The organism is Streptomyces sp. 2114.4, assembly GCF_900187385.1.
Lineage (GTDB): Bacteria > Actinomycetota > Actinomycetes > Streptomycetales > Streptomycetaceae > Streptomyces > Streptomyces mooreae.
This window is the reverse complement of the sequence record NZ_FYEY01000001.1, coordinates 4,685,935-4,705,654: the sequence shown is the minus strand read 5'-3', so window position 1 is coordinate 4,705,654 and position 19,720 is coordinate 4,685,935. Positions and strand designations below refer to the sequence as shown.

Genomic DNA, 19,720 nt, shown 5'->3' with positions numbered 1-19,720 from the left:
TCGGGCATCACGCCAGATGCAGCGCCGCGAGCAAGGCGTCCACCAGGGGACGGTCCCGTTCCTGGGTGAGGCGGAGGCGGGCGTCGGCGGGCGAGAGCCAGACCATGCGGTCGACCTCGCTGTTCGGGGTGAAGGCTCCGGCGACCGCTTCCGCCGCCCAGTAGCGGACCTGCTTGGGGCGGCCGCCCGCGAGGTAGCAGGAGGTGGGCAGCGGGGCTCCGGGGCGGCACTCCATGCCCGTCTCCTCCGCCACCTCGCGCACCGCGCCGGCCAGGGCGTCCTCGCCGCTCTTCAGCTTGCCTTTGGGGTGGGACCAGTCGTCGTACTTGGGGCGGTGGACGAGCGCGATCTCCAGCCCGTCCTCGGAGGCCGCGCGACGCCAGAGGACGCATCCCGCCGCTCGAATGGGCTTCTGAGGCACAGTCACATCATCGCTCCCTCTCCGCCTGCCGGGCCTTCAGCCGGCCCGTGTCCCTGGCGCTTCCCTCCGATCTCAGTTCGCCCGCTCCGGTGTCCTGGGCAGCCACACGCGACCGAAGGCGAAGCGGGCCGCCTCCACTTCGTGTCGCTGATCGGCGTGCAGCACTCCGAGGGCGTATGCCGTGGCCGGGGCGATCCGGGGGGTGCGGGCCGCGGCGGCGGCAGCGGCGGCGGCCTCCGCGGCGTCGCGGTGCCACTCCAGCGCCCGGCCGGCCTCCGCCAGCCGGAAGTCGGCGTACTCCGGCGCCAGCACCTCCCGGGCGTAGCGGCTCAGTCGCACCAGCAGCCGGACCTGGTGCCAGGGCGCGTCCTGGCGCTGGTCTGCGGCGAGCGCGGCGGCGTTGTACGGGTACCCGGCGCGGGACAACGGCAGTGCGGCGGCCGCCTCCGCGAGCCGGCGGTGGGCCTGTTCGGCGAGTGGCGGCAGCGCCTCGGCGGCGGGCAGCTCGGTGGTCGTACGGGCGAGCGGCGCCTCGGAGGCGAGTACCGCCACGGAGTCGGCGACGGCGTGGAAGCGGGAGGAGCCCAGGGCCTGCAGCGCGGCGGTGTGGGCGCGGGTGCGGGCGAGGGTGAGCTGGCGGTCGAGCAGGGCTCCGGCCCGCGCCGCACCGGCCGCCAGGGCGCCGTCGGGATCCGGGTCGGTGGCGGAAGTCGCGGCGGCAGTGGTGGCGGAAGTGGTGGCCGAGGTTGCGGCGGAAGCCGCGGCCGACGCGGTGGGCAGGGCGCCGCGGCCGGTGGCGGGTCCCGTGGCAGTGGCCCTGGCCGAGCCCGTAGCGGAGCCCGTGGTCGTCCGGGCTCCCCGTTTGCTGCGGTCCGGCCGGCCCTGGCGGTCGCCTCGGTCATCCCGGTCGGCGCGGCCCTTCCGATCGCCCCGGTCGTTCCGGTCCGCGCGGCCATCCCGGTCGGCGCGGTCGTTCCGTTCCGTGCGGCCGGTCAGGCGTTGCAGTGCGGTCATCAGCCGTTCGCGGCGTGCGGCGCAGGCCTGTTCGCGGGCCAGGGCGCCGGACAGCCAGCCCAGTTCGGCGGTGAGCTGGTCGGCCCAGACCTCCTCGGTCAGCGGACGGAAGGTGTGCAGGGTGGCGCTGATCCGGCGGGCGGCGCGGCGCAGCTGACGGGCGGCCTCGCCGGCGCCCTCCGCGTCCGAACCGCTCTCCCGGTGCAGGCGCAGGCTGCGCAGGAATTCCGCCGACTGCTGGTGCAGATAGCCGGCGAGGACTTCCTCGGCCGTACGCCCGGCGAGGGCGGCGCCGATGTCGGCGAGGTCGTCCGTCATAAGCGGCCGGTACGCGGCGCCGTGCCGGCCGCGGCCGGCGTCATCATCCGGCCGTGGTGTGCCGTCGGCTCCTGGGTACGAGCCGTCCGCTCCTGGGTACGGGCCGTCCACCACTGCCGCACGGGCTCCGGGCGCTGGGCCGGGCTCGTATCCGGTGCCGAGGAGACCCGCGGGCCCTCCGGTCGGCTGGTCATGTCGCTGGGCCACGCCGGCGCCTCCGGGCGTCGATGAGCATTTCCTGAATGTTGCGCAGCGGCGCGCCATCGGCGTCCGCCGCATGCCGGGTCCAGTCGCCGTCCTGGTCGAGGTGCCAGGAGGACGTGGTGTCCGACATCCCCGTCTCCAGCATCCGGTTGAGGGAGGCGCGGTGCGCCGGGTCGGTGACCCGTACCAGCGCCTCGATCCGGCGGTCGAGGTTGCGGTGCATCATGTCGGCGCTGCCCAGCCAGACTTCGGGTTCGCCGCCATTGCCGAAGATGAAGACCCGGGAGTGTTCCAGGAAGCGGCCGAGGATGCTGCGGACCCGGATGTTCTCGCTGAGGCCGGTGACCCCCGGGCGCAGCGCGCAGATGCCGCGTACCCAGATGTCGACCGGGACGCCGGCCTGGGAGGCGCGGTAGAGCGCGTCGATGACGGCCTCGTCGACCATCGAGTTGACCTTGATGCGGACGTAGGCGGGACCGCCCGCCCGCTGGTGCGCGATCTCCTTGCTGATGCGCTGTATCAGGCCGTCCCGCAGGGACTTGGGGGCGACCAGGAGACGGCGGTAGGTCTCGCGGCGTGAGTAGCCGGAGAGCCGGTTGAAGAGGTCGGAGAGGTCGGCGCCGACCTGCGGGTCGGCGGTCAGCAGGCCCAGGTCCTCGTAGAGCCGGGCCGTCTTGGGGTGGTAGTTGCCGGTCCCCACATGGGAGTAGCGGCGCAGCATCTCGCCTTCCTGGCGGACGACGAGCGAGAGCTTGGAGTGCGTCTTGAGGCCGACCAGCCCGTAGACGACATGGCAGCCGGACTCCTCCAGCTTGCGGGCCCACTTGATGTTGGCCTGTTCGTCGAACCGGGCCTTGATCTCGACGAGGACGAGCACCTGCTTGCCGGATTCCGCGGCGTCTATCAGGGCGTCCACGATCGGCGAGTCGCCGGAGGTGCGGTAGAGCGTCTGCTTGATGGCGAGGACGTCCGGGTCGGCGGCGGCCTGCTCCAGGAACGCCTGCACGGAGGTGGAGAAGGAGTCGTAAGGGTGGTGGAGGAGCACGTCACGGGCGCGCAGGGCGGCGAAGATGTCCGGTGCGGACGCCGATTCCACCTCGGCGAGGTCACGGTGGGTGCCGGCGACGAACTTGGGGTACTTGAGCTCGGGACGGTCCAGAGCGCCGATCCCGAAGAGGCCGGTCAGGTCCAGCGGGCCGGGCAGCGGGTAGACCTCGGCGTCGGAGATCTTCAGCTCCTGGACGAGCAGGTCGAGCACGGCCGGGTCGATGGACTCCTCGACCTCCAGGCGGACCGGCGGCCCGAAGCGGCGCCGCATCAGCTCCTTCTCCAGGGCCTGGAGAAGGTTCTCCGCGTCGTCCTCCTCGACCTCCAGGTCTTCGTTGCGGGTCACCCGGAACATGTGGTGCGCCCGCACCTCCATGCCCGGGAACAGCTCCTCCAGGTGGGCGGCGATGACGTCCTCGATGGGGACGTAGCGCTGCGGGGAGGCCTCCAGGAAGCGGGAGAGCAGCGGTGGCACCTTGACCCGGGCGAAGTGGTCGTGGCCGCTGACCGGATTGCGTACGACGACGGCCAGGTTCAGCGAGAGGCCGGAGATGTACGGGAAGGGGTGCGCCGGGTCCACCGCCAGGGGCGTGAGCACCGGGAAGATCTGCTGGCGGAAGAGGGTGAACAGGCGGGCCTGTTCCTTCTCGGTCAGCTCGGGCCAGCGGATCAGATGAATGCCCTGGTCGGCGAGCTCGGGGGCGATGTCCTGCTGGAAGCAGGCGGCGTGCCGGGCCATGAGTTCGCGCGAGCGGGTCCAGATCAGGTCCAGCACCTCGCGGGGCTGGAGGCCGGACGCGGAGCGGGTGGCGACGCCGGTGGCTATCCGCCGCTTGAGTCCGGCCACCCGGACCATGAAGAACTCGTCGAGGTTGCTGGCGAAAATCGCCAGGAAGTTAGCCCGTTCGAGGAGAGGGGTGGCCGGGTCCTCGGCCAGTTCGAGCACCCGCTCGTTGAAGGCCAGCCAGCTGCGCTCACGGTCCAGGAACCGGCCGCTGGGCAGCTCCGCACCGTCCGCGCCGACCACGCCCTCGTCCTCGTAGGCGTCGGGGTCGGCGTCCAGGTCGGGCTCCAGGCCGGGCACGGTGCCCCGGACCGCCTGCGGGCGGTGCGCGGCGATGGAGCCCACGGACGGCTGGGCCGAGGGCGCCGCGGCGCGCGGAGGCTGCGGAGTGGGCACCTCGGGCTGGGCCTGTGCCTGAGCGCTGGGCTGCTGGTTCATGAACCTATTCTTCCGCGTCCGGGGGGTTCCAGGCGCGTCAGACGGAGGCGGCGGCGCGAGATGGAGCCTCGGGTGGGGGCCGTTCGGCACAGCGGGCTGCATTCACCGATGCTCGCAAGCGACGTTGAATCGCCGGTAACGCGGATATGTCGGCCAGGCAAGCGGGGTGCTACTCCCCGGCGTTGGGCGTGGTGCGTGGTCCCGGGCGGGCGGGGCCGTTGCCGGGCCGGGCCCAGGAACCTCGGCCGGGCGGCTCCTGCGGCGATGTGCCCCGGAAGCCGGGCCCGGGGGCCGCCGCCGGGGCGCGTCCCCCTGTGACTCCCCCGGGGCAGCCTTTGTCACACGCATGGTGCCGCCCGGGTTGCGGGCCGCCGCGAAGGGCCCCCGTGCGCCCGTGCGCCCGGTTCAGCCGTGGCGGCGCCGCATCACCCGGAAGGCGATCACCGTCAGCACCGCCGCCACCGCCAGCACGATGCCGGCCTCGATCCACGCCAGCGGCCAGTGGTGCGACGCCGGGTGGTGGTCCATGTACTGGCCGGCCACATCGTGCTGCCGCAGACAGGTCTGGTAGCTGGGGGCCGGATCGCAGGGGACGTCGGGCAGCCGCTCGCCGGAGCGGGTGTAGTTGCCCTGGCCGACGAGCCAGGCGTCGTCCGGCAGCTGGGCCGGGCGGCCGCTGGGGAACTTGGCCGTCTCGACCGGCAGCAGGTAGGGCCTGAGCTGGCTCAGCACCACCTGCAGCGCCACCACGGCGGCGAGCGTGACGCCCATCGACAGCACCGTGCGGCGCAGCAGCAGACCGGCGAGTGCGCCGACCGCCAGGGCCAGCAGGGAGTAGGCGACCGGCACCGGGCCGAGCGCGTGGAAGCCGAGGGTCGAGTACCAGTAGAAGCCGGAGACCTCGTCGCCGGCGACCTGCCAGAGCCAGCTGTAGGCCAGCGAGAGCCCCGTGGCGGCGGTCAGGACGACCAGCGCGGGCAGGCTGATCTTCGCCGCCAGCCAGCGCAGCGGGCCGACCGACTGGGTCAGGACGAGCTTGTGGGTGCCGGCCTCCAGCTCGCGGGCGATCAGCGGGGCGCCGAGGAACAGCCCGACCAGGGCGGGCAGCAGCACCAGGCCCATTTCGGCGAGCCTCAGGGACGGGCCGTAGGTGTCGCGGAAGGTGGTGACCGCCTCCTGAGTGTGGGCGCAGCGCGGATCGAGGGAAATCTGCGAGCAGCCGGCGATGTGGTGGGCGTCGATGAATCCGGCCAGCTGGCCGCGCAGCACCGCGCACCAGACCGCGCCGCCGGCCGCCGCGGCCAGCAGCACGCCGAACACCAGCCGGTGCTGGCGCCACACCAGCCAGGCGAGACCGCGCAGCGGTGCCAGGCCCGCTTCCCGGGTCCCGCCCGGATCGCCCGCTGTGCCGCGCCCGTTCGTGCCGGGGTGTGCCGTGGTGGTCATGCTGCCGCTCCCTTGCCGCTGTGGTGGTCGTGCCGTGTGCCCGGCGGGTCGTGCCGGGTGCCCGGGTCGTGCCGGGTGCCCGCCGCGCCGCCCGGCGGGCTGTTCCATCCGCTCCAGCCGCTCCGTCCGCTCCGTCCGCCCGTACGGCCTGCCGGGCGGGGCGGTCCGTTGCGCGGCATCCCGGGGATTCCCGGATTGCTGCCGGGCCTGCGGCGCCGCCGCGCCGGGACCGGCTCCGCGCCCGGCGCGATCAGCGGGGGCGCGTCGGGCGCGTCGGGCGCGCGCAGATAAGCCAGCAGAAGTTCCTCCAGGGACGGTTCCGCGGTCTCCCAGGGCCCGGCGGCGACCGTGCCCTTCCGCCGTACGACGGTGGTGAAATGACGCCCTGACGTCTGGGTCTCGACGACCGTGTGCGCGGCGATCGCGGGCGGCAGCGCGCCGTCCCGGTGCGCCCCCATCACCAGGGCGTGCGCCCCGATGACGTCATCGACCTCGCCCGCGAGCCGCACCCGGCCGCCGCCCAGGAGCAGCAGGTAGTCGCAGACCCCGTCGAGCTCGGCGAGCAGGTCCGACGACAGCACGACGGTGGTGCCGTGCTCGGCGGCCTGGGCCAGCAGCAGTGCGGTGAACCGGTGCCGGGCGATCGGGTCGAGCCCGGCCAACGGCTCGTCGAGGAGGAGGAGTTCGGGGCTCCTGGCGAAGGCCAGGGCGAGCCCGAGGCGGGTGCGCTGCCCGCCGGAGAGGGCGCCGGCCCGGGCGTCGAGGGGCAGCCGGCCCTCCCGGACGATCCGTTCGGCGCACGCCCCGTTCCAGCGGCCGGGGTTGAGCGCGCGGCCCATCCGCAGCGTCTCGGCGACCGTCAGCCGCGGATAGAGCGGCTTGCCCTGGGTGACATGGGCGGTCCGGGCGCGGGCCGCGGCGCCGGCCGGGTCCTCGCCACCGATCCGTACGGCCCCCTCGCTGGGGCGGGTCAGGCCGGAGAGGAGCGAGAGCAGGGTGCTCTTTCCGGCGCCGCTGGGCCCGACCAGTGCGCAGATACGGCCGGCCGGCAGCCGGAAGGTGCCCTCGCGCAGGGCCCAGCGGCGGCGGTGGCGCCTGCCGAGGCCGATCGCCTCGACGGCGGTACGCCCCGAGGCCCGGCCGGCCACCTCATCCGTACCCACTGGCCGCATCACTCGCCCCCCCTGAGCCATTCCACTAATTAAGTAGTGAAAGGGTGGGGGAAATGGGCTGCACCTGTCAACCTCCGCTGCCTACGCTGCCGGCGTGCCCCCGCTTCCCACGCCCGTGACGCCGCCGCTGCCGTACACCCCCGACTACCCGATACGCACCGAACGCCTGGATCTGCGCCCGGTCATCCACGACGATTTCGCCGCGATCCACGCCTACCAGCGCCGCCCCGAGGTCTGCCGCTACCTCTACTGGGGCCCCCTCGACGAGGCCGGGTCCCGGGCCTCCGTCACCGCCAAGACCACCCGCACCGCGCTGCGCGAGTCCGGCGACGTCCTCCAGCTCGCCGTCGTCGTCCGCGAGAGCGGCACCCTGGTCGGCGACGTCACCTTCTTCTGGAAGAGCCGCACCCACCGCCAGGGCGGCATCGGTTACGTCTTCCACCCGGACCACGCCGGCCACGGCTACGCCACGGAGGCGGGCCGGGCGCTGCTGAAGCTGGGTTTCGAGGAGCTGCACCTGCACCGCATCCAGGCCGAGTTGGACGGGCGCAACACCGCTTCGGCCCGGGTGCTGGAACGGCTGGGCATGCGCCGGGAAGGCCAGCTGCGGGAGAACGAATTCCTCGACGGGGAATGGTCCGACGAGGTCGTCTACGCGATGCTGGCGCGCGAGTGGCGGGCGCAGCAGGAAGAGCGCGCGCAGCAGCAATGACACAGCGGGGGCGGACCCCGGTGGGCCCGCCCCCGCTGCAGGTTCGTGCGGGTGAGCGGTCATACGCCGCGCGCGCTCGTACGCCACTCGCTCATCCGCCGCCCGGTCGCACCTCTCCGAGCGGTCTCGCCGCTCCGTCCGGTCGCACGCCTCCGAGCGGTCGCGCCTCTGCGCCCCGTCTCACGTCTCCGAGCGGTACATCAGGTCCGTCTCGTGCGTGGCGAAACCCATCCGCTCGTACACGCTCACCGCCGCCGAGTTGTCCGCGTCCACGTACAGCATCGCCGTCGGCAGGCCCTGGCCGGCCAGATGCCGCAGCCCCACCGAGGTCAGCGCCTTGCCCAGGCCGCCGCCCTGGGCGCCCGGCCGCACCCCGAGCACATAGACCTCACCCAGGCCCTCGTCGGCGTGCACCTTGGTCCAGTGGAAGCCGACCAGCCGGCCGTCCTTCTCCGCCAGGAAGAAGCCCTTGGGGTCGAACCACGCCTCGCCCTTGCGGTCGTCCAGATCGCGCTGGATCAGCGAGCCCTGCTCCGGGTGGTGCGCAAAGGCCTCCGCGTTCACCTCCAGCCAGGCCTCGTCATCGGTGCCCGGCTGGAAGGTCCGCAGGGACACCCCCTCGGGGAGCACCGGCTCCGGCAGCTCCAGGTCCGTCAGCGAGCGCCGCATCTGGCGCAGCTCCCGGAACATCGTCAGCCCCAGGGTCTGGGCGAGATGCCGGGCGGCCGGATGCCCGCCGTGGGCCCAGACCCGCAGCCGGCGCCCGGACTGCTCCAGCAGCTCGCTGCCCAGGGCCCGGCCGTGCCCGCGGCCGCGGTAGCCCGGGTGCACCACCAGCTCGGCGGCCGGTGCCTCCACCGGATCGGTGTCCTCCAGCTGCCCGTACGCGACCAGCTCCTCGGCCTCGTCGCCAGGCAGGTACAGCAGCACATGGCGTACGCCGGGGCGCGCGCCCCCGCGCAGCTGCAGCCGCCCCTGCTCGGACACGGCGGGCTGCCCGTCCGTACGGGCCGCCCGCTCGATCAGCTCGGCGACGGCCGTGGCCTCTTCCGGCGCGAGCTCGTCGACCACCTGGATCCGGCGGCCGGCCCGGCCCATCTCCTGTGCAGCGTCAGTCATGTGTGAAGCGTACGACCCAGTCGGGTTCCCGGAGGGGCACCACCCACGTTCCCGGAGGGGTACCACCCATGTTCCCGGAGGGGCACCACCCGCGTTCCCGGAGGGGCACCACCCGCGTTCCCCACCCTTCGCGACAACCGGCTCGCCACCCGCCCGGCAACCAGCTCGTCACCCGGTAACCCCTGTTGCACTACGCGCGTCGACAATAAGCTGCCGTCCGCTCAGGACCATCCAGGAGGGGAACACATGCCAGCGACACCGCAACGGGGCCGCGCCCTGCGAAGATTGACGATCGGCGCCGCCGTACTGGCCGCCGCCGGGCTCACCGCCACCGCCCTGCCGGCCGGGGCCGACACCGGAGACGCCGGCCACTCCGCCCGCGCCGGCCGCACCGTCGATGTGCAGCTGCTCTCCTTCAACGACTTCCACGGCAATCTCGAACCGCCGCAGGGCTCCTCCGGCACGGTCGAGGAGGCCCAGCCGGACGGCAGCAAGAAGAGCATCCCGGCGGGCGGCGCGGAGTACCTGGCGCAGTCCCTGCGGACGGCCCGTAAGGGCCACCCCTACTCGGTCACCGCCGCGGCCGGCGACCTGGTCGGGGCCAGCCCGCTGCTGTCCGGGCTGTTCCACGACGAGCCGACCATCGAGGCGATGAACAAGCTGGGCCTCGACGTCACCTCGGTCGGCAACCACGAATTCGACGAGGGCCGGGCCGAGTTGACCCGCCTTCAGAAGGGCGGCTGCCACCCCAAGGACGGCTGCTACGAGAAGGGCGAGACGTTCCGGGGCGCGGACTTCCCGTACCTCGCCGCCAATGTCACGGACGAGAAGACCGGCAAGCCGCTGCTCAAGCCGTACACCGTCTGGAAGCACAAGGGCGTCAGGATCGGCTTCATCGGGGTGACGCTGGAGGGCACCCCCAACATCGTCAGCGCCAACGGCGTCAAGGGCCTGAAGTTCCACGACGAGGTCGAGACGATCAACAAGTACGCCAAGGTGCTGAACAAGCAGGGCGTGAAGTCGATCGTCGCCCTCATCCACGAGGGCGGTCTGCCCGCCTCCACCTCGTACAACTACCGGTGCGACAGCCCCGGCCCCGGCGACGGCATCTCCGGCCCGATCACCGACATCGCCAAGCACGTCACCCCGGCGGTCGACGCGCTGGTCACCGGCCACACCCACCAGGCCTACGCCTGCACCATCCCGGACCCGTCCGGCCGGCCGCGCACCGTCACCTCCGCCGCGTCCTACGGCAAGCTCTACACCGACACCACGCTGACCTACGACCGCCGCACCCGCGACATCGTGCGGACCAGCGTCAAGGCGCCCGGCGCGGTCAACCACGTCGTCGACCGCACCCAGCCCAAGGCCGCGGACATGACGTCGCTGATCACCCGCTGGAACAAGCTGGCCGCACCGGTCGCGGCCCGTCCCGTCGGCCACATCTCCGCCGATATCGCGGGCCGCGGCGCCGCTGCCCCCGAGTCACCGCTCGGCGATGTCATCGCCGACGCCCAGCTGGAGGCCACCAAGGCGGGCGACAAGGGCGGCGCCCAGCTCGCCCTGATGAACCCCGGCGGGGTGCGCTCCGACCTCGCCTTCAAGGCGTCCGGCTCGGAGGGCGACGGGGTGGTCACCTACGGGGAGGCGTTCACCGTACAGCCCTTCACCAACATGATGAACGTCGTCGACCTCACCGGCGCCCAGCTCCTCACCGCACTTCAGCAGCAGGTCAGCGGCCCCAACGAGGCCTCCCCGAAGATCCTTCAGATCTCCAAGGGCCTCACCTACACCCTCGACATGACCAAGTCGGGCGCCGCCCGCATCGTCAAGGACTCGGTGAAGCTCGACGGCACCGCCCTCGACCCCGCCAAGACCTACCGCGTCGCGATGAACGAATTCCTGGCCGGCGGCGGTGACGGCTTCACCGCCTTCAAGGACGGCAAGAACAAGTACGTCGGCCCCTCCGACCTGGACGCCTTCACCGGCTACCTGACCGCCCACTCCTCGGCCGACAGCCCCCTCACCCCGCCGAAGGCGGACCGGATCACGGTCGTGAAGTAGACCGCGGCGGCCGGCCGGCGCACACCGCAGGGCCGCCACCGCAGGGCCGCCGCCGCAGGCCGTTCCCGTGGCGGCGGCCCGGTTTTCTCAGCTCAGCCGGGTCGTGGCGTACGCCAGGATGGCGTCCCGCTGGTAGGCGGCCAGGCCCGGCGCGATCGCCTCGTACGCCGCGCGCCACGGCTCGTTCTCCACGCAGGCACGCCCGAGCGCGCGGTACTCCTCGGTGGAGACGGGGCGGATTCCGGTGAGCGCCCGGTACTGGGCGTCGATCTCGGCCTGCACGGGTGCGGCGTCGACCGGGGTGCCTGCGGCCATCAGCTCGGCCAGCCGGACCATCTGGGCCGTGCGCTCACGCTGTCCGGCCTCGATCTGGTCGTCGCTCATCGTCGCGGTGTGTCGGTCGATCGCCTCGGCCAGCTCCGGGAAGCCGTGCAAGGTCGCCTGGTACTGGGCGGGCTGGATCCCCTCGAAGAGGTTCTCCGGTCGGTTGATGGTCATGGGTCTGCCGTCCCTCCTGGCATGCTCCAGTTCGGTGATCGTGCGGGCGACGGTGCCGGCCAGGCCGTCGAGCCGGTCGCGCTCGGCGAGCAGGCGACGGTGGTGGCCCCGCAGGGCCTCCACCTCGTCGACCTGCGCGGACAGAACCTCGCCGATCGCGGGCAGCCCCAGCCCCAGCGCCCGCAGGACGAGGATCTGCTGCAATCGCAGCAGCTCGCCTTCCTCGTAGTAGCGGTGGCCGTTGGTACCGGTCCAGGCGGGCGGCAGCAGACCGATCTCGTCGTAGTGCCGCAGCGTACGAGCCGTCACGCCCGACATCCGGGCGACCTCCGCAGTCGGCCAGGCCATCGCCGCCTCCCCTCACGAACGCTTCACCGGGCCGGTGTTTCCGGCCCTGGTCAGGACGGTAGGAGCTTCCGCTGCGGCAGCTTCAAGTCCCCGCACCCAGAATCCCGGCGCACCACCGTCGCGCCCCTCTTGCCGGTTGCCCGGTCAATGACGATCATGGAACGGCCTTCGTGCGACGTCATGGGATGACTGCGCTCTTCGGTTTGCGGGCCGGATGGCCCGGACGGATCTGATCCCCTGCAAGGCGCATGTCGGCTTGGTCACCAAGAGGTGTGACGGTCGTTCAGGTCACCCCACAAGCGCGGCAAATTTTTATCAAGACCGGCGGGACAACCCTCGCGTATCCGACTTACTGCCGGTACAACTTGCATTCAAGGGTCCCGCCCGTGGTCAGATGTACGAATGCGAACCCCCACACGCATATCTTCACCTTCGCCCACGCCCGTCAGCAGGCCGCACTCCGACACCGCCGCGACGGGCGAACCGGACGGCCCCACGGGCGACACCAGAAAGCTTGGCATGGTCAACCCGTACGCGGATCTGGCGGCCCTCGCCGACCCAGAGCCGGAGCTTGAACCGGAGTGGGGATCCGGCTCGTTGGACGCCGCCGACGCTCCCCGCCGCCGCACATACCTCAATGAGCGTGATGACAGCGACGACCCGCTGGGGCTCGGCCTGCGCTCGGACGACGAGACGGACGGCGAGGCCTGGAAGCGGCCGAACCACCGCCGCAAGAAGCGCGGCCTCAGCCGGTTCGCCGCCATACCGTTCGCCCTGAAGCTGCTGGTCACCGCCCTCGTCGGCGTCTCCTTCCTCGGGCTCTTCGACCGGTTCGCGGTGCTGTACGCACAGAACGCTGCCGCAAAAAAGGTGAAGGATGCCCTGCATCTGAACGCCACTCCCGAGGTCGATATCGAGGGATTCCCGTTCCTCACCCAGGTCTTGGACAAGCGCGTCGACCAGGTGAAGGTCACCATTCCCGACCTGGCCGCCGACCGGGTTTCGCTGGCGAAATTCGAGGCCACCGCCAACGACGTACGTCTCGACGGCGATCTGCCCAGCTCCATCAAGGGCGCCACGATCGGGAAAATGCACGGCAGCGTGCTGCTGGCCTTCGACGACATGAACCGCGAACTGGGCGCCTCGCAGGTGAAATTCAGCGAAATGGGCCCGAATTCCGTGCGCGCGGTCGGTCAACTGCCGATCGCCGGCCACGATTTGCGGGTACGGGCCGAGGCGCGCATTCAGCGGGCCGGCGACCGCGGCATCTCCACCGACATCAGCCGTATGCGCCTGGACATCGGTGACATCGCCGTCTACCGCCCCGGCACCGGCAAGGAAGAGGGCCTGCGGCTGACCCGCAAGACCGCCGCCGAGCTCAGCCGGCAGGCCGCCAAGGTCAAGGCGATGCTGAGCATCCCGGCGATCGTCGACCGGATCGGCATTCCCAAGCCGTACATCCAGGAAGCGCTGCAGAGCGAGGAGAAGCTGCACGAGCTGACCGGTTCACCGCGCTTCGTCCAGCACCTGATGAAGGTCAATCTCGTCGATGTGGTCGCGGACCACCCCTGGCTGCTGCAGAAGGTGGGCATCGACCCGAAGATCCTCGGCACGCTGACCGGCCTCACCAAGCCGCAGCTCGCGGACCGGCTGTCGCTGTCCTTCCAGCTCCCCAAGACGCCCGGAGACGTCCGGCTGCGGCACATCTCCGTGGAACGGGACGGCATCCGCGCCGACCTTTCGGGGTCGAACCTGCCGTTCGGGGACGCGGCGAAGAAGCCGGCGGAGAAGAAGTAGAGACGCAGGGAAGCAGAGAAGTCAGGGCTCGACCCCGGCAGGGGCGGGCCGTAGGGGCGGCGTCTTGGGGGACGCCGCCCCTACGGCGCTCCCGGGGCGCCGCCCTTGCTCCGTTCCGTTCCCGGGACTTGGCCCTTACTGCGCCTCCGGCGGCGGGCCCTGGGGCCTCGGCGGCTCCGGCATCCCCGGCTCCGGTATCCCCGGCGGCGGCGTCGCGGCGCCCGGCAGCGTCAGTACCGCCTCCGTGCCGCCGAGGTCCGCTGACCGCAGCCGTACGGCGCCGCCCGCCTGTTCCGCCGTACGCGCCACGATCGACAGCCCCAGGCCGCTGCCCGGCAGGCTGCGGGCGGACGGCGAGCGCCAGAACCGCTCGAAGACATGCGGCAGTTCGTCCTGCGGAATGCCCGGCCCGTGATCGCGCACGGTCAGCTCGCCACCCGCCAGCCGGACCTCGACGGTGCCGCCGGGCGGGCTGAACTTCACCGCGTTGTCCAGCAGGTTCACCACCGCCCGCTCCAGCGCGGCCGGCTCGGCCCGTACGTACCAGGGGGCGAGGTCCGCCGCGATGGTCAGGGACGGGCCGCGCAGCCGGGCCCGCTGCAGCCCGGAGCCGACGATCTCGTGCAGCGCCACGACCTCGATGGCGCTCTGCCCCGGCGCCGGGGGCCGCGACAGCTCCTGCAGATCGCCGATCAGCGCCGCCAACTCCCCCATCTGCGCCTTCACCGAGGCCAGCAGTGCCGCCTTGTCCGCCGCCGGGATCGGCCGGCCGGCCTGCTCGCTGCGCACCAGCAGGTCGATGTTGGTACGCAGCGAGGTCAGCGGCGTACGCAGCTCATGGCCCGCGTCCGCGATCAGCTGCTGCTGGAGATCGCGGGAGGCGGCCAGCGCGGCGGTCATGGCGTTGAAGGAGCGGGAGAGCCGGGCGATCTCGTCCTCGCCGTCGGCCGGGATGCGGATGGTCAGGTCCTGGGTCCGGGCGACATGTTCGACGGCGCCGGTCAGCCGGTCCACCGGTTTGAGGCCGGAGCGCGCGATGACCAGTCCCGCCGTGCCCGCGCCGATGACGCCCAGCCCCGCGACGGCCGCCAGCAGCAGCGCCAGGCGGTTCAGCGCGCTGTCGACCTCGGTCAGCGGACGGGAGATGGACACCGCGAACTGCACTCCCTGGACGCCGATGTGCTTGGTCAGCACCCGGACGTCCGTGCCGTCGGGGGTGACCGCGTCGTGCAGGGTGTCGCGCTGTACGCCCTGCGCCACGGCGACGTCCGAGCGCTGCACCTGCACGGGCTGGGAGTTGGGCCCGATGCAGCGTGAGCCGTCGACCTGGACGATCTGGACGTTGAAGTACGAGGGCGGAGCGTTCTTGCTCTCGGTCGGGTCGGTGGGCCGGCATTCGGTGTAGGTCTCCTGCAGATATCCCGCGGCGATGCCGACGTTCTGCAGCGAGTTGTCCACCTCGTCGCGCAGCTGGGCCCGGGTGAGCAGCCAGCAGGCCAGGGCGGAGACGGCCACCGCCACCGCCACCGCCACCGCGGTGAGCAGGGTCAGCCGCGAGCGCAACGGCAGCCGCGCGATCCGGGCGCCGAGCCGGCTGTGGGCAAAGCCCGTGCCGTGTGCGCCGTGCGCGGGGGCCGGGCCGGTCATTCCGCGCCGCCCTCCGCGCGCAGGACGTAGCCGACCCCCCGCACGGTGTGCACCAGCCGCGGCTCGCCGCCCGCTTCCGTCTTGCGGCGCAGATACATCACGTATACGTCGAGGGAGTTGGAGGTGGGCTCGAAGTCGAAGCCCCATACGGCCTTCAGGATCTGCTCACGGGTGAGGACCTGCCGAGGATGCGCGAGGAACATCTCCAGCAGGGTGAATTCGGTACGGGTCAGCTCGACCTGCCGGCTGCCCCGGGTCACCTCGCGGGTCGCCAGGTCCATCCGCAGATCGCCCAGGCTCAGCGTCTCGCCCTCCTCGGGCGGAGCACCGGCCTGTGCCGCATACGAGCTGCGGCGCAGCAGCGCGCGGATCCGGGCCAGCAGCTCGTCCAGCTCGAAGGGCTTGACGAGGTAGTCGTCGGCGCCGGCGTCCAGTCCCGTGACGCGGTCGCCGACCGTGTCACGGGCGGTCAGCATCAGGATCGGCACCCGCGTCCCGTTCGCCCGCAGCCTGCGGGCGGCGGTCAGCCCGTCCATCCGGGGCATCAGGACGTCCAGCACGATCAGTTCGGGGTCAAATGCCGCGACCTTCTCGACCGCGTCGAGACCGTCCACGGCCTGCTCGGTGATGTACCCCTCGAAGACCAGTGAGCGCTGCAGTGCCTCCCGGACCGCGGGCTCGTCGTCGACGATCAGGATGCGGGCGGGATGATCACCGTGCTCGGCGGGGCTCATGCGTGACTACCTCGGGTGGGAAACGGAACGGCTGGTGCTCAGCCTTGCACGGCGCGGGCCGTCTGACAGGGGGAGACGCGAGAGGGGCGCCGCGGACGGCATCCGGGGAGTCCCGCACGGGGACCGGGGCGGAGCCGGGGCGCGCCGGCGGCACGCGCCGGCGGTCGCCGGGGTACGTCCCGGCGACCGCTGGGGGAAAGGGAGGGGGCGGTCAGACGCCGCTGTTGCTGCCACCGCTCCCGCCGTCACGCAGTGCGTCCAGGTCGTCCTTGACGGTGTTGATCGGGATGGCGAAGCCGAGGCCGATGCTGCCGGCCGTGCTGCTGCTCGCCGAACTCGGCGAGTACATCGCCGAGTTGATGCCGATGATCTGCCCCTGCATATTGATCAGGGCGCCACCGGAGTTGCCCGGGTTGAGCGAGGCGTCGGTCTGTATCGCCTTGTACGAGGTCTTCGAGGAGCCGGTGTCGCCGTTGTAGTGGTTGCCGCCGAACTCGAACGGCCAGCCACCGCCGTCATCCGGCCCGCCCTGCCCCTGGTCCTGCCCCTGGCCCTCCTCCTTGGGGACGGTGACATCCCGGTTGAGGGCGGAGACGATTCCGCTGGTCACGGACCCGGTCAGGCCCTCGGGCGAGCCGATCGCCACCACCTGGTCGCCAACCGTGATCTTGTCGGAGTCGCCGAGCGAGGCCGCGGTCAGGCCCTTGGCGCCGCGCACCTTGATCAGCGCCAGGTCCTTGCCGGGGTCGGTGCCGACGACCTCGGCCGTCTTCCGGCTGCCGTCACTGAAGGTGACCGCGGCCGTGCGCGCCCCCGCCACCACATGGTTATTGGTGACGATCTCCCCGCCGCTGGTGACGACCACACCGGAGCCGGTGGACTCGCCGCTGCCGGTCCGCGCCTTGATCTCCACGATCGCCGGGCTGACCGCCTTGGCCACCCCCGAGACGCCGCTGCCGCTGGGCTTGCCCGCGTTGACGAGCGGGGTGGAGGGACCGCTCTGTACCGCCTGGGTGGTGGCACCGGCGATCAGCGCCGCGCTGCCGCCCCCGATGAGACCGGAGACGAGTGCCACCGCCGCGATCAGCGCGACCGGCCGGCGGGCCCGCCGCCGCGGCTCGGGTGCGTACGGAGGCGGCGGCGGAAACGCCTGCTCCCCGGCGCCCCCGGCGCCCGGCACCCCCTGGCCCGCCCCGTGGCCGTACGGACGGCCGTAGTCATGGCCATGGTCGCCGCCATGGCCGTCACCGAAATCGTTGCCGTACGCGTACGGCCGGTCCTGTGGCACCTCATCGCCGCTTCGGCGGTAGCTCTCGGTCATGGAGATCACTCTGCCGCCGGTCCATGAGAACGACCTGAGAATGCCCTGAGAGACCCGACAGAAGAGGGTATGACCGATATAAAGACGCCCGGATCAGTGGTAGGTCCCGGCCCGTTCAGCCGCCACAGCCACAGGACCGCCGGACCACCAGCCGCGACGGGAACTGCCGCAGCCGCTCCCGCCGGGAACCGACGATCCGCAGCCCGTCGTCGAGCACCAGATCCACCGCCGCGCGCGCCATCGCCTGGCGGTCCGAGGCGACCGTGGTCAGCGGCGGATCGGTCAGCCCGGCTTCCTTCACATCGTCGAAGCCCGCGACCGCCAGCTCGCCGGGCACATCGATCCGCAGCTCGCGGGCGGCCCGCAGCACCCCGATCGCCTGGTCGTCCGTCGCGCACATGATGGCCGGCGGCCGGTCCGGACCCGCCAGCAGCTTCAGCGCGACCTGGTAGGCGTCGTAGCGGTTGTACGGCGCCTGGAAGTAGCGGCCGTCCGTGGACTTCCCGGACTCCAGCATGGCCCGCCGCCAGCCCTCGACGTGGTCGGTGACCGGGTCGCCGGACTTCGGGGTCTCCTCGGTGCCGCCGAGGAAGGCGACGTAGGGATGGCCGTGCTCCAGCAGATGCCGGGTCGCCAGCTGCGCGCCCCACACGTCGTCGGTCATCACCGCGACGTCGTCGATGGCGTCCGGCCGGCGGTGCAGCAGCACCACCCGGGCGTCCCAGGCGTCGATCTCGGCGGCGGCGTGCTCACTGGGCCCCTGGCTGATCAGGATCAGCCCGGACACCCGCATCCCGAGGAAGGCGCGCAGATAGTGCACCTCGCGCTCGTCGAGATAGTTGGCGTTGCCGACCAGGACCATCTTTCCGCGCTCGGCGGCGGCCTGTTCGACGGCGTGCGCCATCTCCGCGAAGAACGGCTGCCGGGTGTCCGGCACGATCAGGCCTATGAGGTCGGTACGGCGGGACGCCATCGCCTGCGCGACACGGTCCGGCCGGTAGCCGAGCTCCTGGATGGCGGCGAGCACCCGCTCGCGCGTGGCCGGAGCGACCGGCCGTGGTCCGTTGTTGATGACGTAACTGACAACAGCGGTCGAGGTACCCGCCAGTCTTGCCACATCATCCCGCGTCACCTTGGCCACGCGCGGCAGTCTACGCGGGTGGTGCAAGGGCGTGTGCGGCAGTTCTCCGCGGGTTCACGGGCCTGCCGCACCACTCCCGCTACCTGCGCCCGGCCCGTACGTCGGGCGAGTCCGCGCCGGCGGCGACCGCCTTACCGGAGCCGTCACCGCTCTCCGGCGCCCGGCGCTCGGCCGGCGCCGCGTCCGGCGCGGGCTTCGCCGCCTTCACCGCGTCGTCCTTGGCCTTGGCCTCCTTGGCCTTGGCCTCCGCCGCCCGCTCCACCTTCTCCGGCGTCACGAAGCGGTAGCCGACGTTACGGACCGTGCCGATCAGCGACTCGTGTTCGGGGCCTAGCTTGGCCCGCAGCCGCCGGACGTGCACATCGACCGTCCGCGTACCGCCGAAGTAGTCGTAGCCCCACACCTCCTGCAGGAGCTGGGCCCGGGTGAACACCCGGCCCGGGTGCTGCGCCAGGTACTTCAGCAGCTCGAACTCCTTGAAGGTCAGGTCCAGGACCCGCCCCTTCAGCTTCGCGCTGTAGGTCGCCTCGTCCACCGAGAGATCGCCGTTACGGATCTCCATCGGACTGTCGTCGGTGGTGATCTGCTGGCGGCCCATCGCCAGCCGCAGCCGCGCCTCGACCTCGGCGGGGCCCGCGGTGTCCAGCAGTACGTCGTCGATCCCCCAGTCCGCGCTGACGGCGGCGAGTCCGCCCTCCGTCACGACCAGGACCAGCGGGCAGCCGGGCCCCGTGGACCGCAGCAGCTGGCACAGCGACCGAACGTGCGGGAGGTCACGGCGGCCGTCGATCAGTATGACGTCGGCGCCTGGGGTGTCGATGAGAGCCGGGCCCTCGGCGGGAGCCACCCGGACGCTGTGCAGCAACAGGCCGAGCGCGGGAAGCACCTCCGTCGACGGCTGGAGTGCGTTGGTCAGCAGCAGAAGTGAACTCACCTCCGACCACCTACCCGCATCTCGGGGTGTTCCATCCTCTGCGTGCGGTCCTGCCTGCTTCGCTCGCCCATGACGTCTGGTTCCTCCTCGGTCCCTGCGACGGGGCTCCCGGCCTCGGCCGGGGGAGTCTGCGGCACTGCTTCGTACGGTTCCCTCAGCCACGCGACGGGGGCGGCTGAAAGCACAAAAGGATCCGGGGGCAACGCTGCCCGGATCCTTCTTGCCCAGCAGAATAGCTCACCTGGCCTCCCGACCGGAGGCGGAGTTTGCAGCTTTTTGTGTTTCTCCGGTCACTTCGGGTGGTCGGCGGGCCGCTGTGTTGACCGCCGCCGGCGATCGTTTCCGGGGCTCCCGTACCCCCGGCAGGGCCCCATCTGAAGGGGATCCGGCCTCCTCGGCCGTGTTGCACGGACCGACCCGCACGGGGCCTCGCCGACGCGTCGAGGGGCCACGCAATTCTCCTGGGCGCCGTCCCACGATGTGGACTGGCTTCCCACGTTTTCGGCTGCCCCGCCGTGGGGGTGCTCGCCGTTTTTCGCCCGCTGCGCGGTGCGCCCGCCG

Annotated in this window: 15 protein-coding genes; 3 read left to right on the top strand and 12 right to left on the bottom strand. The window is 72.0% G+C overall.

Going from position 1 to position 19,720, the window contains the following annotated elements:
- Positions 1 to 7 precede the first annotated feature (7 nt).
- The 5 genes from CFW40_RS20730 to CFW40_RS20710 all read right to left on the bottom strand — a co-directional run bounded on the left by CFW40_RS20730 (position 8) and on the right by CFW40_RS20710 (position 6,844).
- Positions 8 to 427 (bottom strand): NUDIX hydrolase, encoded by a 420-nt coding sequence (locus CFW40_RS20730; protein WP_088799297.1) that lies wholly within the window; start codon positions 425 to 427, stop codon positions 8 to 10.
- A 66-nt stretch (positions 428 to 493) separates the two neighbouring features.
- On the bottom strand, positions 494 to 2,017 hold the full coding sequence (locus tag CFW40_RS20725; protein ID WP_088802252.1) for a CHAD domain-containing protein: 1,524 nt from the start codon (positions 2,015 to 2,017) through the stop codon (positions 494 to 496).
- Complete coding sequence (locus CFW40_RS20720) at positions 1,944 to 4,226, bottom strand: RNA degradosome polyphosphate kinase (protein WP_176956436.1); 2,283 nt, start codon at positions 4,224 to 4,226, stop codon at positions 1,944 to 1,946. The genes CFW40_RS20725 and CFW40_RS20720 overlap by 74 nt, the downstream gene beginning before the upstream one ends.
- Positions 4,227 to 4,631: 405 nt before the next feature.
- Positions 4,632 to 5,672, bottom strand: coding sequence for an ABC transporter permease subunit (locus CFW40_RS20715; RefSeq protein WP_088799295.1), 1,041 nt, complete (start codon positions 5,670 to 5,672; stop codon positions 4,632 to 4,634).
- Entirely contained in the window at positions 5,669 to 6,844 is a 1,176-nt protein-coding gene (locus CFW40_RS20710) for an ATP-binding cassette domain-containing protein (protein WP_088799294.1), read from the bottom strand. The genes CFW40_RS20715 and CFW40_RS20710 overlap by 4 nt, the downstream gene beginning before the upstream one ends.
- A 94-nt stretch (positions 6,845 to 6,938) precedes the next feature.
- Between CFW40_RS20710 and CFW40_RS20705 the strand changes: the two genes are divergently transcribed.
- Positions 6,939 to 7,556 (top strand): GNAT family N-acetyltransferase, encoded by a 618-nt coding sequence (locus tag CFW40_RS20705; RefSeq protein ID WP_088799293.1) that lies wholly within the window; start codon positions 6,939 to 6,941, stop codon positions 7,554 to 7,556.
- A gap of 180 nt (positions 7,557 to 7,736) precedes the next feature.
- Here CFW40_RS20705 and mshD read toward each other — a convergent pair whose 3' ends face one another.
- Positions 7,737 to 8,675 carry a mycothiol synthase gene (gene mshD / locus CFW40_RS20700; RefSeq protein ID WP_256331356.1) on the bottom strand — a complete coding sequence of 313 codons (939 nt, stop codon included), beginning with the start codon at positions 8,673 to 8,675 and terminating at the stop codon, positions 7,737 to 7,739.
- Positions 8,676 to 8,921: 246 nt separating this feature from the next.
- Between mshD and CFW40_RS20695 the strand changes: the two genes are divergently transcribed.
- On the top strand, positions 8,922 to 10,739 hold the full coding sequence (locus CFW40_RS20695; RefSeq protein WP_088799291.1) for a bifunctional UDP-sugar hydrolase/5'-nucleotidase: 1,818 nt from the start codon (positions 8,922 to 8,924) through the stop codon (positions 10,737 to 10,739).
- Between the two features lie 87 nt (positions 10,740 to 10,826).
- Here the strand turns inward: CFW40_RS20695 and CFW40_RS20690 are convergent, their stop codons facing one another.
- Complete coding sequence (locus CFW40_RS20690) at positions 10,827 to 11,585, bottom strand: MerR family transcriptional regulator (protein WP_088799290.1); 759 nt, start codon at positions 11,583 to 11,585, stop codon at positions 10,827 to 10,829.
- 402 nt (positions 11,586 to 11,987) lie between these two features.
- Between CFW40_RS20690 and CFW40_RS20685 the strand changes: the two genes are divergently transcribed.
- Positions 11,988 to 13,382, top strand: coding sequence for a DUF2993 domain-containing protein (locus CFW40_RS20685; RefSeq protein ID WP_088799289.1), 1,395 nt, complete (start codon positions 11,988 to 11,990; stop codon positions 13,380 to 13,382).
- Positions 13,383 to 13,517: 135 nt separating this feature from the next.
- Here the strand turns inward: CFW40_RS20685 and CFW40_RS20680 are convergent, their stop codons facing one another.
- The 5 genes from CFW40_RS20680 to CFW40_RS20660 all read right to left on the bottom strand — a co-directional run bounded on the left by CFW40_RS20680 (position 13,518) and on the right by CFW40_RS20660 (position 19,159).
- Entirely contained in the window at positions 13,518 to 15,029 is a 1,512-nt protein-coding gene (locus tag CFW40_RS20680) for a HAMP domain-containing sensor histidine kinase (protein ID WP_088799288.1), read from the bottom strand.
- Entirely contained in the window at positions 15,026 to 15,763 is a 738-nt protein-coding gene (locus CFW40_RS20675) for a response regulator transcription factor (RefSeq protein WP_088799287.1), read from the bottom strand. Before CFW40_RS20675 ends, CFW40_RS20680 begins: the two co-directional genes overlap by 4 nt.
- 211 nt (positions 15,764 to 15,974) lie before the next feature.
- Positions 15,975 to 17,084, bottom strand: a complete 1,110-nt coding sequence (locus tag CFW40_RS20670; protein WP_088802251.1) for a S1C family serine protease — start codon at positions 17,082 to 17,084, stop codon at positions 15,975 to 15,977.
- A 115-nt stretch (positions 17,085 to 17,199) separates the two neighbouring features.
- Entirely contained in the window at positions 17,200 to 18,225 is a 1,026-nt protein-coding gene (locus CFW40_RS20665) for a LacI family DNA-binding transcriptional regulator (RefSeq protein ID WP_088799286.1), read from the bottom strand.
- Between the two features lie 79 nt (positions 18,226 to 18,304).
- The gene (locus CFW40_RS20660) at positions 18,305 to 19,159 is read right to left on the bottom strand and encodes a response regulator transcription factor (protein ID WP_088799285.1); all 855 of its coding nucleotides are present in this window, start codon (positions 19,157 to 19,159) and stop codon (positions 18,305 to 18,307) included.
- Positions 19,160 to 19,720: the final 561 nt, after the last annotated feature.

Bases quoted from the DNA above. Each gene is read 5' to 3' on its own strand.
- CFW40_RS20725 (WP_088802252.1), bottom strand. From the start codon at position 2,017: ATGGCGCGCCGCTGCGCAACATTCAGGAAATGCTCATCGACGCCCGGA.
- CFW40_RS20720 (WP_176956436.1), bottom strand. From the start codon at position 4,226: ATGAACCAGCAGCCCAGCGCTCAGGCACAGGCCCAGCCCGAGGTGCCC.
- CFW40_RS20715 (WP_088799295.1), bottom strand. From the start codon at position 5,672: ATGACCACCACGGCACACCCCGGCACGAACGGGCGCGGCACAGCGGGC.
- CFW40_RS20710 (WP_088799294.1), bottom strand. From the start codon at position 6,844: ATGCGGCCAGTGGGTACGGATGAGGTGGCCGGCCGGGCCTCGGGGCGT.
- mshD (WP_256331356.1), bottom strand. From the start codon at position 8,675: ATGACTGACGCTGCACAGGAGATGGGCCGGGCCGGCCGCCGGATCCAG.
- CFW40_RS20695 (WP_088799291.1), top strand. From the start codon at position 8,922: ATGCCAGCGACACCGCAACGGGGCCGCGCCCTGCGAAGATTGACGATC.
- CFW40_RS20690 (WP_088799290.1), bottom strand. From the start codon at position 11,585: ATGGCCTGGCCGACTGCGGAGGTCGCCCGGATGTCGGGCGTGACGGCT.
- CFW40_RS20685 (WP_088799289.1), top strand. From the start codon at position 11,988: ATGCGAACCCCCACACGCATATCTTCACCTTCGCCCACGCCCGTCAGC.
- CFW40_RS20680 (WP_088799288.1), bottom strand. From the start codon at position 15,029: ATGACCGGCCCGGCCCCCGCGCACGGCGCACACGGCACGGGCTTTGCC.
- CFW40_RS20675 (WP_088799287.1), bottom strand. From the start codon at position 15,763: ATGAGCCCCGCCGAGCACGGTGATCATCCCGCCCGCATCCTGATCGTC.
- CFW40_RS20670 (WP_088802251.1), bottom strand. From the start codon at position 17,084: ATGACCGAGAGCTACCGCCGAAGCGGCGATGAGGTGCCACAGGACCGG.